General features: G+C 31.2%; 15 protein-coding genes and 1 tRNA gene. 2 read left to right on the forward strand and 14 right to left on the reverse strand.

All coding sequences use genetic code 11. The annotated features are described in order from the left end of the window. Positions 1 to 45 precede the first annotated feature (45 nt). Complete coding sequence (locus DTL3_RS03830) at positions 46 to 1176, forward strand: radical SAM/SPASM domain-containing protein (RefSeq protein ID WP_171820582.1); 1131 nt, start codon at positions 46 to 48, stop codon at positions 1174 to 1176. A 77-nt stretch (positions 1177 to 1253) separates the two neighbouring features. Further along, positions 1254 to 1892: a PAQR family membrane homeostasis protein TrhA gene (gene trhA / locus DTL3_RS03835; protein ID WP_045088594.1), complete on the forward strand. Its 639-nt coding sequence runs from the start codon at positions 1254 to 1256 to the stop codon at positions 1890 to 1892. A 45-nt stretch (positions 1893 to 1937) separates the two neighbouring features. On the opposite strand, the gene DTL3_RS03840 is transcribed toward trhA, so the two are convergent. The 14 genes from DTL3_RS03840 to DTL3_RS03905 form a co-directional block, all read right to left on the reverse strand. Then, a complete protein-coding gene (locus tag DTL3_RS03840; protein ID WP_045087603.1) occupies positions 1938 to 3326 on the reverse strand; it encodes an MATE family efflux transporter in 1389 nt (462 codons plus the stop codon). Between the two features lie 249 nt (positions 3327 to 3575). Beyond that, positions 3576 to 5738, reverse strand: coding sequence for a Tex family protein (locus tag DTL3_RS03845; protein WP_045087604.1), 2163 nt, complete (start codon positions 5736 to 5738; stop codon positions 3576 to 3578). A 17-nt stretch (positions 5739 to 5755) separates the two neighbouring features. Then, positions 5756 to 7975, reverse strand: coding sequence for a ribonuclease R (gene rnr / locus DTL3_RS03850; protein WP_045087605.1), 2220 nt, complete (start codon positions 7973 to 7975; stop codon positions 5756 to 5758). 16 nt (positions 7976 to 7991) lie between these two features. Beyond that, the gene (gene dnaB / locus DTL3_RS03855) at positions 7992 to 9365 is read right to left on the reverse strand and encodes a replicative DNA helicase (RefSeq protein ID WP_045087606.1); all 1374 of its coding nucleotides are present in this window, start codon (positions 9363 to 9365) and stop codon (positions 7992 to 7994) included. Between the two features lie 15 nt (positions 9366 to 9380). Then, positions 9381 to 9590 (reverse strand): hypothetical protein, encoded by a 210-nt coding sequence (locus tag DTL3_RS03860; protein ID WP_045087607.1) that lies wholly within the window; start codon positions 9588 to 9590, stop codon positions 9381 to 9383. Between the two features lies 1 nt (position 9591). Continuing rightward, on the reverse strand, positions 9592 to 10659 hold the full coding sequence (locus DTL3_RS03865; protein WP_045087608.1) for an alanine/ornithine racemase family PLP-dependent enzyme: 1068 nt from the start codon (positions 10657 to 10659) through the stop codon (positions 9592 to 9594). Positions 10660 to 10744: 85 nt separating this feature from the next. Then, positions 10745 to 10981, reverse strand: coding sequence for a hypothetical protein (locus DTL3_RS03870; protein ID WP_052670339.1), 237 nt, complete (start codon positions 10979 to 10981; stop codon positions 10745 to 10747). Between the two features lie 18 nt (positions 10982 to 10999). After that, a complete protein-coding gene (locus tag DTL3_RS03875; RefSeq protein ID WP_084217134.1) occupies positions 11000 to 11356 on the reverse strand; it encodes an RnfABCDGE type electron transport complex subunit B in 357 nt (118 codons plus the stop codon). A 55-nt stretch (positions 11357 to 11411) separates the two neighbouring features. Continuing rightward, positions 11412 to 11852: a GatB/YqeY domain-containing protein gene (locus DTL3_RS03880; protein ID WP_045087609.1), complete on the reverse strand. Its 441-nt coding sequence runs from the start codon at positions 11850 to 11852 to the stop codon at positions 11412 to 11414. A 32-nt stretch (positions 11853 to 11884) separates the two neighbouring features. Beyond that, entirely contained in the window at positions 11885 to 12262 is a 378-nt protein-coding gene (locus DTL3_RS03885; RefSeq protein WP_045087610.1) for a hypothetical protein, read from the reverse strand. Then, entirely contained in the window at positions 12259 to 14310 is a 2052-nt protein-coding gene (gene feoB / locus DTL3_RS03890; RefSeq protein WP_045087611.1) for a ferrous iron transport protein B, read from the reverse strand. The genes DTL3_RS03885 and feoB overlap by 4 nt, the downstream gene beginning before the upstream one ends. 25 nt (positions 14311 to 14335) lie before the next feature. Next, positions 14336 to 14569, reverse strand: coding sequence for a hypothetical protein (locus tag DTL3_RS03895; protein ID WP_045087612.1), 234 nt, complete (start codon positions 14567 to 14569; stop codon positions 14336 to 14338). Then, the gene (locus tag DTL3_RS03900) at positions 14566 to 15027 is read right to left on the reverse strand and encodes a FeoA domain-containing protein (protein ID WP_052670341.1); all 462 of its coding nucleotides are present in this window, start codon (positions 15025 to 15027) and stop codon (positions 14566 to 14568) included. Before DTL3_RS03900 ends, DTL3_RS03895 begins: the two co-directional genes overlap by 4 nt. Before the next feature lie 148 nt (positions 15028 to 15175). Continuing rightward, a tRNA-Gln gene (locus DTL3_RS03905) sits at positions 15176 to 15249 on the reverse strand. Positions 15250 to 15386: the final 137 nt, after the last annotated feature.

Here is a 15386-nt window from a genome sequence, read left to right on the forward strand (position 1 = left end):
TCTTTATCAACAAATAGTTATCAACATGTTGAATAAATATAGGTGGTGTTTTATATTAATAATATATTTAAAGTTTTCGAACTTAAAAAAGCTTTGAATTCTGTAAATCCAAATTTAAGTAAAATATTTTTGCCTTTTGTTTTGCAAAATCCAGAATATTTTTTGAAGAGTTATCCCATAGTAAAAAATTACTGGTGTTCAAATGAAATAAGAAGAGAATTATTGGATAAAGAAGGTATAAAAGTTCCTCCCATAATGATTTTAAGTGTTACTCCAAGCTGTAACTTAAGCTGTCAGGGATGTTTTGCATTTAACATAGGAAATGTAAACCAAGATATTTCTTCCGCTAAACATTCCTTGAGAAAAGAAGATTGGATAAATTTTATAGATGAATCAAATAAATTAGGAGTTTTTTCATATTTAATTGCCGGTGGAGAACCCTTTATGATTCCTAATCTTTTGGACATTTGTAAGTCATACAAGAATAATTTATTTTTGATTTTCACAAATGGAACTCTAATTAATGATTCCATCTTTTCTGAGCTTGAAAAACTAGTTAATACCCTTTTAATAGTAAGTTTAGAGGGAAATGATTATTTGACAGATAAAAGAAGAGGAGCAGATACTTTCAATAAAGCATTTTCTACAATAAATAAACTTAATGAGAAAAATATTCTATCAGGTGTTTCAGTTACCATAACAAAAGATAACTATCTTTATTGGATGGAAGAAGATAATTTACAGAAGTTAATTGATAAAGATATTAAAATAGCTTTTTTTATAGAATATATTGAAACGGAAGCTTCACCAGAAAAGTTATACTCTTTAAATTTAGAGCAACGAAAGATATTTAGAGAAAAAATATTATATTATAAAAAAAATAAAAATATATTTATCATTCATTCTCCAGGAGATGAGGATGCATTTGGCGGTTGTGTTTCATCAGGGATAGGGTTTGCTCATATAAATCCTTATGGAGATGTTACGCCATGTCCGGTAACTAATGTATCTTCTCACAATATAAAAACTTCTTCTTTTAAAGAAGCCTTAAAAAGTGATTTTTTTGTGGCGATAAGAGAGAATAAAAAATTGCTTGAAAATAATGATAGCGCTTGTTCACTTGCCTTAAAAGTTAAGGAACTAGAACAATTAAAAAATCGAAAGTTTGATAGTTAATAATAAAATAGTGAAGATTTTCTTGTAGATTAATAACGAATCTCTAAACAGAGAAAGGGGTGCAACACTTGAAAGATTTGGATAATATTGAAAAATATTCAATTGGAGAGGAGATCGCTAATGCAGTAATTCATGGTATTGGTGCCTTACTCAGTATAGCAGCCTTGGTGCTGTTGATTGTGTTTTCTGCAATCAATAAGGAGCCTTGGAGCATATTTAGCTCGATTATCTATGGTTCTTCCCTTATTATTTTGTACCTGTCTTCGACTTTGTACCATAGTTTTCAAAATAAAAAGGTTAAAGATTTGTTTGAAATTTTTGATCATTCGGCTATATATATTTTGATAGCGGGTACATATACTCCCTTTACACTTATTACGTTACATGGCAAAACTGGATGGATACTTTTTTCAACAGTTTGGATATTAGCTGCTATTGGAATAGTATTTAAAATATTTTTTGTTAAAAAGTTTAGAATTCTTTCAACACTTTTGTATATAGCAATGGGTTGGCTAGTAGTAGTTGCGCTTAAACCTTTAGTAGCTAATTTGGAATTTTGGGGGCTTTTTTGGTTAGTTCTTGGAGGTGTTTTGTATACAGTAGGAACCATATTTTATGTATGGAGAAAAATTCCTTATCATCATGCTTTGTGGCACTTGATTGTTTTAGCAGGAAGTATATGTCATTTCTTTGCAATATTTTTTTATGTAATATAATTAAATCTCCCAGAAAAGGGAGATTTTTTTGTTATCCTAAGTTATTTAGCTGTCTTGGTCTTCTTTTAATTTGAGTCTTTCTTCAATAACGGGCTCTTTCCATTTTCCAAAGATTAAAAATAACAGACCCAAAACCATTGCTGAAAAATTACTAATAATCATAGCTATAAATACACCGATATAGCCATGTGTTTCTGAAAAATAGATTACCAAAGGTACCCTTATCCCCCATAATCTTATTATATCAACAATAGTTGATTGGGTTGTATGTCCTGTTCCTCGTAATGCACCTAAAAATATAGATACTAATGAGAAGAACGGCAGAGAAAAAGAAACATATCTAAAGAATTCTTCTCCGACTTTTATTACCTCAGGATCGTTGATAAAAAATTGTGTAATATTATGTCCATAAACAAACATAAGCATAGATGTTATAAAAACAATTGTAAAGGAGGCTATAGAAGCTTTTTTAACAGTTTCAACAGCTTTATCCTGTTTGTTTGCTCCTACAAATTGTCCCACCATTGTTGCAGTAGCAAGTGCCATTCCACCAGAGAACATAGTGATTAAATTGTTCATTCTGTTGCCTATACCATAACCACTTATTACAACCTCTCCAAACTGTGCAATTACACTCATAATAATTGCAAAACCTATTGCAGTAAAAGATTCTCCTATTGATGCTGGGAGACCAACAGAAAAAACCTTTTTTATAATATGTTTATCAGGAACAAAATCTTTGAAATGTAATTTGAATCCAGTTTTTCCTCTTATTAAGACAATAAAAAATAGAACAGACATAATTGCTTGAGCTAGCATCGTTGCAAGTGCTGCACCATAAACTCCTAGATCAAAGGTGAATATGAATATAGGATCTAATATGACATTTAAAATTACTGAAATTCCATTAAATTTTAGCGAAATAATCGAGTTTCCCCAACCTCTAAATATACCAGATATTGTTTGCATTAAAAAACTAAAAGGCATACCAATCGCTATTAATTTAACATAAACACTACTTAGTTCGAATAACGAACCCTCTAGTTTTAATAAACCTGATAATAATGGTTTAGTAAAGATTAGGAATATTATCATAATTGCAAAAGAAAGGGCGAGCATAGCTAATATAGTTTGGGCAGCTGATTTTTCTGCTTTTCTCTTATCTCCGTAACCTGTATATTGAGCGACTAAAGAGGTTCCAGCATATGAAAAACCAGTAGCTAAGGAAACAAAAACATATATCAGTGGCCAAACAACAGTAGGGACTGACAATTCTAATGGCCCTAATTTTCCTAAAAAGTATGCATCTGTAATGTTATAAAGAGCTTGCATCATGTTTGTTAAGATTAGAGGCCAGGCAAGACTAAATAATGATTTCCATATTGGATCATTTAAAATATCTATTTTATTGTTTGTTTTTTCTTTTGATTTCATCCACTGAATCCCTCTTTTTGTAATAATCGATTTTATTCACTTTAGAAATTCAAAATTTTTTAGAACGTTTTTATTTCTAAAGCCCAAATAATTGATTTGTTTTCCTAACCAATAATATCAAAATTATTGATAATAATGATAAGTAAGATGTTAAACGTGGGTTAAATATATGAAAATTAATTAGAGGTAATTAAAATAATAATGAGTCGTAGAAATACGACTCATTATTTTGCAATTAAGAATACTTATTTATTTTTTAACTTCAATTAATTTCAAACCTATTCTTTTTCGTTCTTCTTCAATACTTAAAATTTCAACCTCCACAATATCGTTTATTTCAAGAACTTCTGAGGGATGTCTAACAAACTTTTCAGATAGATTAGATTTATGGATCAATCCATTTTCCTTTATTCCAATATCAACGAAGGCTCCAAAATCAGTGATGTTGGTTATTTTTCCTGATAATTTCATTCCTTCTTTCAAATCTTCAAACTTTAAAATATCATCCATTAATTGTGGTTGTGGCATTTCATCACGAGGATCTCTTCCAGGTTTTTGCAATTCTTTGAGTATGTCAATTAATGTGTATTCTCCAACGTCTAATTCCTTAATTAAGGCACTTAAGTTTTCTTTGTTGTTTAAAATTTCAGAGATTTTTTGCTTTATAAGCTCCAGTGTTTCTTTATCTTTTAAGTCTTCTATCTTAAAGCCTAGAATAGTTATCAATCTTTCGGTTATTTCATAACTTTCGGGATGAATGCCGGTCATTTCTAAAGGATTATTTCCATCGAGAATTCTTAAAAAACCAGCAGCTTGTTCGAATGTTTTTTCTCCTAACCCTTTTATATTAAATAGTTCTTTTCTTTCTGAAAAAGGGCCGTTTTCTTCACGATATTTCACAATTTTTTTTGCAACACTATTTGTAATTCCAGAAACATATTGTAATAATGAATAAGATGCCGTATTTAAGTTAACTCCTACGTTATTGACAACGCTTACTACTGTTGCGTCTAGTTTTTCTTTTAGCTTTTTTTGATTTACGTCGTGTTGATATTGGCCTACACCAAGAGACTTTGGATCTATTTTAACTAACTCTGCCAGTGGATCTTGAACCCTTCTACCCAAGCTTATCGCACCTCTTATTGTAACATCAAGGTTTGGGAATTCTTCTTTTGCAAGTTTGGAGGCTGAGTACACAGAAGCACCAGATTCATCAACAAAAATATATTTTAAATCTAACTTATTCTTCTTGATTAGGTCAACGATGAATTGTTGAGTTTCGCGCGAGGCTGTTCCGTTTCCTATAACTATCAAATTAATTTTGTGTTTTTTTATCATTTCTAAGACAATTTTCTCAGATTTTTCTATTTCGTTCTCTGGTGGAACTGGAAATATCGTATTGTGTTCAAGAAATTTTCCTAGTTCGTCTAAAGCAACTACCTTACAACCTGTTCTATAACCAGGATCAATTGCCAAAATTTTTTTGTTTTTTAGTGGAGGGGTAAGCAATAATTGTCTTAAGTTACGTGCAAAAAGCTCGATAGCATCGTCTTCTGCCCTTTGAGTAAGGTTTTGTCTAATTTCTCTTTCTATAGAAGGGTTTAACATGTTTTTAAAACCATAATCTATTCCGTCAAATATTATTTTATTGCAGATTTCATTTTCTGTTTTGAATCTTCTTTTGGCGTCTTCTAACCATTGATCATCTATTACTAATTTGACAGTTAATACTCCTTCTTTTTCCCCTCTGTTTAGAGCTAATACTCTGTAATTGTATATTTTAGATATTTCTTGCTTAAATTCATGATACATGTCGTATTTTGTTGGTTTATCTATAAATTCTTTTTTCTTTTCAGATTGTACATATCCATTTTTTTCATAATATTTTCTTAAACTTTCTCTGTTGTCTTTATCATGGGCGAATGTTTGACCAATAATGTGTGAAATACCTTCACAGACTTTTTCAATAGTATCGTAATCTTTTGTGATAAATTCTTGGAGTTCTTCTAGATCTTTTAGACTTCCAACTAAAACCTTGATGGAGGCCGGTTCGAGCCCGGCTTCTACAGCTTTATCTGCGTTTGTTTTCTTTCGTTTTTTGTAAGGAAGGTATAAATCTTCCAGTTCTGTCATCTTTTTTGTTTCTAATATTTTAGTTTTAAGATTAGGCGTTAATTTTCCTTGTTCTTCAATACTTTTTAAAACAGTTTTTTTGTATTCCTCAAGATTTTTATAATAGTTAAAAAGTTCTTCTATTTGACGTATTTTTTCTTCATCTAAGTTTCCAGTAACTTCTTTTCTGTATCTGCTTATAAATGGAACGGTGTTACCGTTGTTAAGAAGTTCTATGGTATTTTCTGTTTGATATCTTTTTATATTTAATTCTTCTGTAATTGTAGCTACTATATCCAATTTGATACCTCCGTAACTTATTTTTTTCTTTTTTTACTTATTTTGTTATTCTTTTTAAGTCCTTTTATTTTTGCGTTCGGATACTGTTGGGAATACTTTGCTAATTCGTCTTCTACATAAGGAACAAAATCAACTTCCATTCTGAGTTTGTCTGCTCTAACTACTACTGCTTCCAATTTGTCTCCTATTCTATATATCTTTCCTGTTCTTTCACCAATAAGAGAATTTGTTTTTTCATCGTAATTATAATAATCATCATGAAGTTCTGATATATGTATTAGTCCGCTTATCATTTTTGTTGGTACTTCAACAAACAATCCAAAACGAGTAACTCCTGTTATATATACTTCGTAAACATCCCCTATGTGTCTAGAAATATATTCTACCTTTTTCATGTCTATAAGATCCCATTCTGCTTGATCTGCAATTTTTTCTCTTTCAGATGAATGTAGTGCTACTTTAGGTAGTAGGTATGAATATTTTTTAATTTCTTTATTTGATAAGGAGCCTTTATGTCTCATGAATTCTTTTAATAATCTATGAACGATTAAGTCTGGATATCTTCGAATTGGCGACGTAAAATGTGTGTAAGATGTAGAAGCAAGACCAAAGTGCCCTATATTTGTTTCTGAATATAGTGCCCTTTTCATAGTTCTTACCAGCATCATTTGTATGTTTTTACTTAAAGGATGATCTTTCGTTCTTTCTAAGATTTCTTGAAGGAATTTTGGTTGAATCGTAGCAGGCATTTTTACCTTTATTCCTAAAAGTTCAAGATAATTATGTAATTGTAAGATAAGATCCGGATCGGGGTATTCATGAACTCTATATAAAAATGGTAATTCTTTAACATCAAAATAAGAGGCTACAGTTTCGTTTGCTAAAACCATGAATTCTTCAATCATTTGTTCGGATACACCACGTTCAACAGGAAGAATGTCTTTAACGTATCCCTTTTCATCGAATATAAATTGTACCTCATGGCTTTCTATGTCAATAATAGAGCCCCTTTCTTTTCTTTTTTTGCTTAGAATTTCCATCAATTCTTTCATCATTTCTAGGTCGGGTTTTAAGAAACCTATATCTTTTTCAACTTCAGGACTGCAATTATCAGAAAGTAATTCGTTTACTTTGCTATAAGTCAATCTTTTAACGCTTCTGATTACACCATTGTATATTCTTGAATTGACCAGGTGTCCATAAGGGTCTATTTCCATTATTAATGACATAGTCAATCTATCTTGCCCTTCGTTTAAAGAGCATATTTCGTTTGATAGTTTGAATGGAAGCATTGGAATAACCGTATCAATTAAGTAAACACTTGTACCTCTTTTATAGGCTTCCTTTTCAATTTCACTGCCTTCTTTTACATAATGAGATACATCTGCTATGTGAACACCAAGTAGATAATTTCCATTTTTTAATTTTTTTATACCGACTGCATCATCAAAATCTTTAGCTGTATCGCCGTCTATTGTAAAGATTCTTTCTTTTCTAAAATCTTTTCTTCCTTTTAATTCTTCGGGTAAAACTTTATCCGGTAATTTATCAGCTTCTTCTAAAACTTTTTTTGGAAAATATCCGGGTTCTGGTAAATCATGTTTAAATATGACGATAGGTAAATCTATTGACGGGTCATCTTTATCTCCTAATACCTCAACAATCTCTACTTCGGGATTTTTTGTAGGAGATTGATATCGTATGATCTTCGCTTTTACTATTTGACCGTTTTTGGCTAATCCTATATGTTCTGGAGAGACGTAGAAGTCCATGTTAATTTTTCCATCGATTGGTACAACAAAACCAAATATTCCTTTTCTTTCAAACTCACCTATTACATACTTCAATCCTCGTTTTAATATTCTAATTACCTTACCTTCGGGTAATTCTTTCCACGTTCCAATTATCTCGACTGCTACCTCATCTTTATGTAAACTTATACCGGAATTTTCTACTTTTACCGCAATTTTTCTTCCATCTTCACATTCAACAAATGCCATACTACCTCTTTTTGTAAAATTGATAATCCCTATTGCTAGGTTTTCATCAACTTTACAATATCTATTACGTGAATCTTTGTATATTTTACCTTCCTCTTGAAGCTCTTTTAGCGCATTCCTTATAGCTTCTTTTTCTGTTTTTGAGTGAGCCTTAAAAGACTCGTATATTTCTTTTTGTAATAATGGATTTTTATCGATTCTTTTTAAAATTTCTTCTTTTAAGTTTTTATCATTCATCTTTTCAACTCCTTTATCATTCTAATCTACTGTAATCTATTTCATAAAAAGTAGCTAATTTTGGATTAAACATTAATTTAAGAGTGCCTACAGGTCCGTTTCTTTGTTTACCAATTATTAATTCAGCTTCATGAGGTTCATTTAAGATCATTTTATCTTCACTTTCTTTTTTTCGTTTGTAATATGCATCTCTGTATAAGAACATTACTAGGTCTGCGTCCTGTTCTATTGCACCAGATTCTCTTAAATCGCTTAATCTAGGTCTTTTATCTTCTCTTTGTTCAACTGCACGGGAGAGTTGTGAAAGAGCTACAACGGTAATTTTAAGTTCTCTTGCTAATAATTTTAATGATCTAGATATTTCGGTTATTTCTTGTTGACGACTTTCGTAGTTTCTTGATCTTGAAGTCATTAATTGAAGATAATCAACAAAAATAACCTCGATGCCATATTCTCTTTTCATTCTTCTAGCCTTTGCTCTTAATAATCTGGGGGTTAGGTCTGGCTCATCATCAAAAATTAATTTGGATTTAGATAGGTCGCCTGCAGCTTGAACTAATCGTTCCCATTCTTCGTCGGATATTTGACCAGTTCGAACCTTTTGGAGATCTACCATAGCCTCCGAACATAAAATTCTATTTGCCAGTTGTTCCTTGGACATTTCTAAACTAAATATTGCAACAGGCACGTCATATTTTAAAGCCATTTGAGTGGCTAAATTAGCTGCAAACGAGGATTTACCCATAGAAGGTCTTGCTGCGATAATAACTAGTTCTGATCTGTGAAACCCCGATGAAATTTTATCTAGTTGTTTAAATCCAGTAGGGATACCTGTAACTAACTCTCCTTCACCTTTCTGTGCTCGATTTTTTAAATCTTCTATTTGAACAAATACATCGTGCATAACGTTTGATAACAGATCATATGTTCTTGTAGCTCTAGCTTCTGTAATGGAAAAAATTCTTTTTTCTGCATATTCAAGTACTTCTTGTGCATCACCAATAGTCCTAACTGCATCGACTATTTCTGAGGATGCATTTATCAGGGCTCTCATTAGAGCTTTTTCTTTAATTATTTGAGTGTAATACATAACATTAGCTGTAGTGGGTACTATTTGAGCTAAGTAAATAATCGTTTCTTCTCCTCCGATTTTCTCGAGGAGTTTTGATTGTCTTAAATTTTCTAATACAGAAACAGTATCTACAGGAATACCTCTATCAAAAAGGTCTTCCATACATTTAAAGATTATCCTATTTTTTTCATAGTAAAAATCTTCCCATCTTATTTCTTCAATTATGTCAGGAAGCACAGATGGGTCTAAAAAAATACTTCCTAAAACAGCTTCCTCTGCCTCTTTGTTATTTGGAGGAGTTAATGAAGTAATGTCCATTTTTGCACACCTCTGTTAAACAATTAAACTTAGAATATAAGAGATTAAAAAAATTCCTACACTAACCGTTAGCGTAATAATACCTCTTTTATCCCACTTTTTGACATCTCCATCACTTTTTTTGTTTCCATTTCTTATCATTTTAGCTGACTTCCACAAAAACACAATCGATGCAATAAAAGTAATTACAGCAATTATGAAAAGAATGTTAATGAAGATGTACATATTACAAAATCACCTTTTCTACGTATGAACTGGTAAAAGCTCTTAAAACTGATGAATATCCTAATGTGAATCTAATCTTGTCTCCAACTTTATATTTGAATTTAGATTTGGTTAGATCTATTATCATGTGATCGCTGCTTGCATGCAACACTTCAATATCTTTATCATCTAAGGGATAAGTTGTCGATGGAGAAATATCTTGTTCACCAACAGCTAATATGCCTTTCAATCGCATGCCTTGGTCAATAAATGATGGTTTTCTGCCAAAGGCGTCGTGTCCAATCTTTCCATAAGGTACAGAAGGTTTTTCTTTTATTTCTACTATTTCTGCTTCTAAAACTATTGCATCTTGCCGAGTTCCTGGAACAATTCTGCGGTTTGTAGCGTCGGTTCCACAAATTATTGACTCCCCTAATCGAAACTGATTTATCCCTTTTGGTAAGTTTTTATCTTCAATCAGCGGTAAAGTTGCAGAGGTACCTCCGGATACTACAGATAGGATAATACCAGTATTTTTTTCTATTTCAGATTTTATGTCAAGTAATTTTTGCATATTATCTTTACTTGGAATAACTCCTCCGAAACATCCTAAATTCGTTCCAATACCTACTACCTCAATGCCTTTAATGTTTAAGGCTTCTGAAACTTCTGATACGGCATTGTCAAACCAAACGCCTTCTCTTAGGTCTCCTATGTCAACCATATATATAACTTTAATTTTTTTATTGAAGAATTTTGATACTTCCCCTAGAGTTCTTGCGGTTTTTAACTCGCTTATTAAAGTATAATCTACAAATCTTACAACGTTATCAAGTTCAGATAACATTGGAATTCTTAATAGCATATATTCTGCTTTGATACCATTATCGATCATGTTTTTGATGTTTTGAATTCTGGAATCACCCAATATTGAGATACCACTATCCACAAATGTTTGTGCGATGTGTGGCTCCGCACAAACTACCTTTGTGACCCCTACTATGTTTACTCCATAATTATTACATAAATTATTTAAATAACGGGCATTTTCATAAATTCTCTCTAAGTATACATAAACTTTAGGATACAATGAGATCCTCCTTTTAATATCGTTTTCATAAAAATTGCGGGCAAATCAGCCCGCAATTTTTGAAATAACTCTAGTTACAGATCTTTTAAGCTAACAGATTTAGATTGCTTCCTTCGTATAGTGCCCCAACTGTTCGTACTAATCTTAAAGATATGCCAGTTTGTTTATACATTGCAAAAGACATAAGCTTCTCCATTTCTTCTTTTGACATCACTGGGTTATTGGCAACTTTTGGGGCTTGGCTATTTGTTGTTTGTTGGTTACTAACATTGTAATTGATATATAAGGGTTCATAGTTTTGGGAGGAAATCTTGTCTATCAACCTATCATCTCCCTTTTGTTATTTTTTGGACAAAATAGCAACTATCTTTGTCTTATTTCCCTGAGATTCTTCGTATATTTTATTTATTTCTTCATCTGAAAGTTTTGATATCTTTTCTAAAAGCTCGGGTACACCATCTGCTTTTCCTGGAATACAGCCATCTTTGCTTATTTCTCCATTAACAAATGCTTTTGCAAAGCCCGCACAACCAGGATAACCACACGATCCACAGTCTACACCTGGTAATATAGATTTAACAATTTCTACTCTGTGATCTTCTTGAACCTTGAATTTTTCGGCAACAAAAGATAGGAAAACGCCAGATGCAAAACCAATTACTCCCAGCAGTAGCATAGAATTTATTATGACTGACAACTATAACACCTCCGAAGATATTCTAAGATAATTATAACATATTTTTGTACCAAAATTAGCCTAGTTTTTTAGAAATTAATTCACTAATTTTTTTGTTGTCGGCTCTTCCTTGTACTTTTTGTATTACTTCTTTGATAACTCTTCCAAAATCTTTTTTTGAAGAGGCGTTAAGCTCTTTTATTGTTTCTTGTATAATTTTATCTAATTCTTCATCAGTAAGATCTTCTGGTAGATACTTTTTAAGTATCTCTATTTCTTGTGCTTCTTTATTAGCTAAATCGTCTCTTCCTGCAGATTTAAATTGTTGTATGGAATCTTCTCTTGTTTTTATCTGTTTCCTAATAATTTGAAGTATCTCCTCATCTGTAAGTTCTGAATTTTTTTCGATCTCTTTATTTTTTATATCGGCTATAACTAATCTTACAGTATTTAGTGCTAGAGTATTTTTTTCTTTCATGTATTTTTTAAGATCTTCATTAAGCTTTTCTTTTAACATTTTTTAAAATCTCCTTTTCCTAAAAAATTGATTTAGAGGGATTTTTTTCTTTTAGCCTCTTGCTCAATTTTTTTTAGGTAGTTTAATTCTTCAATAAATATTACTATACTAATTATACCAAAAATTATAACATAAATATTTGGTTTTATATTTGAAAGTTCTGAAGAAATAAGTGAAAATAGGATTCCTAAAAGTTCATAAGCCATAGTAAAAATACCTAACAAAGAGGATACCATTATGTGTGCAGATTTATGGTACCATACCTCATTTTCACCTGAAAAACCATAGAATGCTGTAATAGAAATCAAAAGAAATGCAAAGACATAGAAAAAATTTATTGATATATTTAGAATCATAAAAATCAGAGAAAGTATAGATATAATTAACAAAATAATATTTTTATTTTTCATATAAAAATACCTCCAATGAAGAATACTACATTAGCTATTAAATATGCTATAACGGTTGTATAAAATAAAGTAAAAATAGGCCATTTCCAGCTATTAGTTTCGCTTTTAATCGTAGCAAGTGTTGCAAAACAAGGTACATAAGCTAGAACAAAGAAAATTAAAGCTAACGCTGAAGCTGGAGTAAGTACATTTTGCAGAGCAAAACTTAAGGATCCTTCACCAACATTAAATAGAGTCGAATAAGAAGAAACAACCACTTCTTTTGCAGCAATACCAAAGACTAACCCTGTATTTATTCGCCAATCCCAACCTAAATGTTTAGTTAATGGTTCAAAGACTTTTCCAATACCTGCAGCGTAGCTACTGTTTATATCTTGCCCAAAGTTTGGGAAGAACGATAAAGCCCAAATTATTATTGTAGCAACCAGTATTATTCCTCCAGCCTTTTGCAAGAAATGTTTGCCCCTGTTCCATGTGTATATTGCCAAATTCTTAAATGTTGGCATTCTAAATCTTGGAAGTTCTATAATAAAAGGAATATCTTCTGACTGAGTTATAAATCTTTGTAAAAATTTTGAAGAAACTAGTACCAGAACGATACTTGATAAGTAGATCAAAAGTAGAACAAGAGCGGCATTTGATGAGAAAAATGTACCTATTAATAGTATGTAGACCGGCAGTTTTGCGCTGCAAGATGCAAAAGGAAGGCTCAGAATAAGAGCCAATCGTTCTTTTTTATTTGCAATAGTTTTAGTAGAAATTATGGCAGGCACATTGCAACCGAATCCCAAAATTATGGACATAAATGAACGTCCGCTTAAGCCAAAGCTTCTGGCTATTCTGTCTACAAGAAAAGCAGCTCTTGGAAGATATCCAGATTCTTCTAAAAAACCAAGAAAAAAGAACAAGATAAAAATTTGTGGGATAAAAACTAATACTCCACCAACTCCACCAATTACCCCTTCGACAACTAAAGAGTTTAACCATGGTATGGGAATAACCTTAGAAAGGTAATTACCAGCAGAGGTAAAGGCTAATTCTAATAAATCAGAAAGTGGTTGTGCAAGATTGAACGTTAGCGAAAAAACAGCGAACATTGCAAATATGTATATAAGAATACCTAAGACCTTATGAGTTAGAACGTGATCTAAAATATCTCTTAAAGACCAATCGATTCCTTCATTTATTATTGAAGAACTGACTAAATACGATATAAAATCTAGCTTCCACTTTGTGTATTCGGCTCTTAAATTGTCTAAATCAAAAAGAGTTTCTAGCTCTTTTAAAAAACTTTTAGGTAAGTTTAAATCTTCGTTTCCAAATTCCAAGAAATAAACAGGCAACCAATTATTTTCTAGATAATTTGAGTAATTTATTTTTATTTCTGGATAATTAGATGCTAGCTCCATAAATGATTGTATAAACTTATCAATGTTAGGTGGATATTTAATTCTAGTTTTTACACGACTTTTGGTTTTAGATAGAGAGTATTTATAAATTACTTCTAATAATTCGTCTATTCCTTCACCTGTTCGAGCAGAGGTTAGTACTACAGGAATATTTAATGTTTTAATTATTGGTGATGGGACTATAATTCTACCCTTTTCTTTTGCTTCATCAATCGCATTTATTGCAAGTATTATATTGACGTTCATCTCTAAAAGTTGTAATAATAAAAACATCGAACTTTCTAGGTTTAGTGCATCAGCAACCAAAATAACTATTTCATAGTTTTTGTTTATAATATAGTCTTTAGCGACTTTTTCATCCTCACTTTTTGAAGAAAGCGTATAAACCCCCGGAAGGTCAACTAACTTAAATGTGGCATCTTTATATTTGAATGTACCAACCTTTTTTTCTACAGTTACCCCTGGCCAATTGGCAACGTATTGTTTAGCACCTGTTAATATATTGAATAATGAGGTTTTACCAACGTTTGGGTTTCCTATAATAGAAATTTCTATATTTTGATTTTGTCCTGTATCTAAGGTTAATACATTGGTATTGCTTGATTCATGATCTTGGCTTTGATCATGACCTTTATTCATAATACTTTCCTCCTCACGTTTTTAATTAATTACAACATCCAAGATCCTTTTCTGACTTTTTTTTACAAGAATTATTTAAAGGACATTCTTCACAAATTGAATGAATTTCATTTACAGTTTTTAGGGGTATTCCAAAGGTAATTAAAAATGGTTTTAAAACCTTTATTTCGCTTTCTGATAAATTAAACTTTTCTTTTATGTCAAGTAGACTTAACTCTTTATTTTCTTTAATATATTCTTTAATCTGTTCTAAGTTCATTCTTGAGCCACCTTTTTACAAAAAATTTTTTGTGCCCTTCCTTTTCCAATTGCGTATTTTTTACCTTCAACTTCTATAAGCGTTTTGTGACCGTTACGACCTAAAATAGTTACTATTTTTCCTTCTCTTATTCCTAGGTTTCTCATCTCTTCTTTGAAATGATGCCCCCCACAAACACTGATTATTTGATGCTTTCCTAAGTCTGATTCAAATAAACTTTCTATTTTGTATTCAACTTCTACAAAAATATTTTCTGCTTCAGAAAGTCTTAATACTATTTTTTTATCCCCTACTTTAAAGACTAAAGGGTCACCAAAAGGTGAAATGTGAGCTAACTCGATTTCTTTTCCAGGAATAAAACCCATAGCAATCAATCGATTTTTATCTTCTTCTTTTAAATCTATACTTATTATTTTTCCTTTTTGCCCTAAGAATAAATCTGTCAAAGGTATGATCATTCCTATTCCTCCAAAAAATAAAGATGTATAAAAGTCATTTGCTTATACCTTACTAATTATATCACTTATAAAAAAGTTAGGCAAACCTTAAAATTAACATTTAAATAAGTTTATGTAAAAAAAAGGAATCCTTAGGATTCCTTTTTTATGGCTGGGGGAAGAGGATTCGAACCTCTACTCGTGGAGTCAGAGTCCACTGTCCTGCCGTTAGACGATCCCCCAAGAATGTTATTTGCATAGTAATTATATCATAATTTTTTTGTGCTGGCAAATGAAATTATACCCTATATTATTAAGAAAAGAGCCATTAGCTAAGTAATATTTTATATCTAAAATATATTCACCTTCGTTTCAATTAT

This window comes from Defluviitoga tunisiensis, assembly GCF_000953715.1.
Lineage (GTDB): Bacteria > Thermotogota > Thermotogae > Petrotogales > Petrotogaceae > Defluviitoga > Defluviitoga tunisiensis.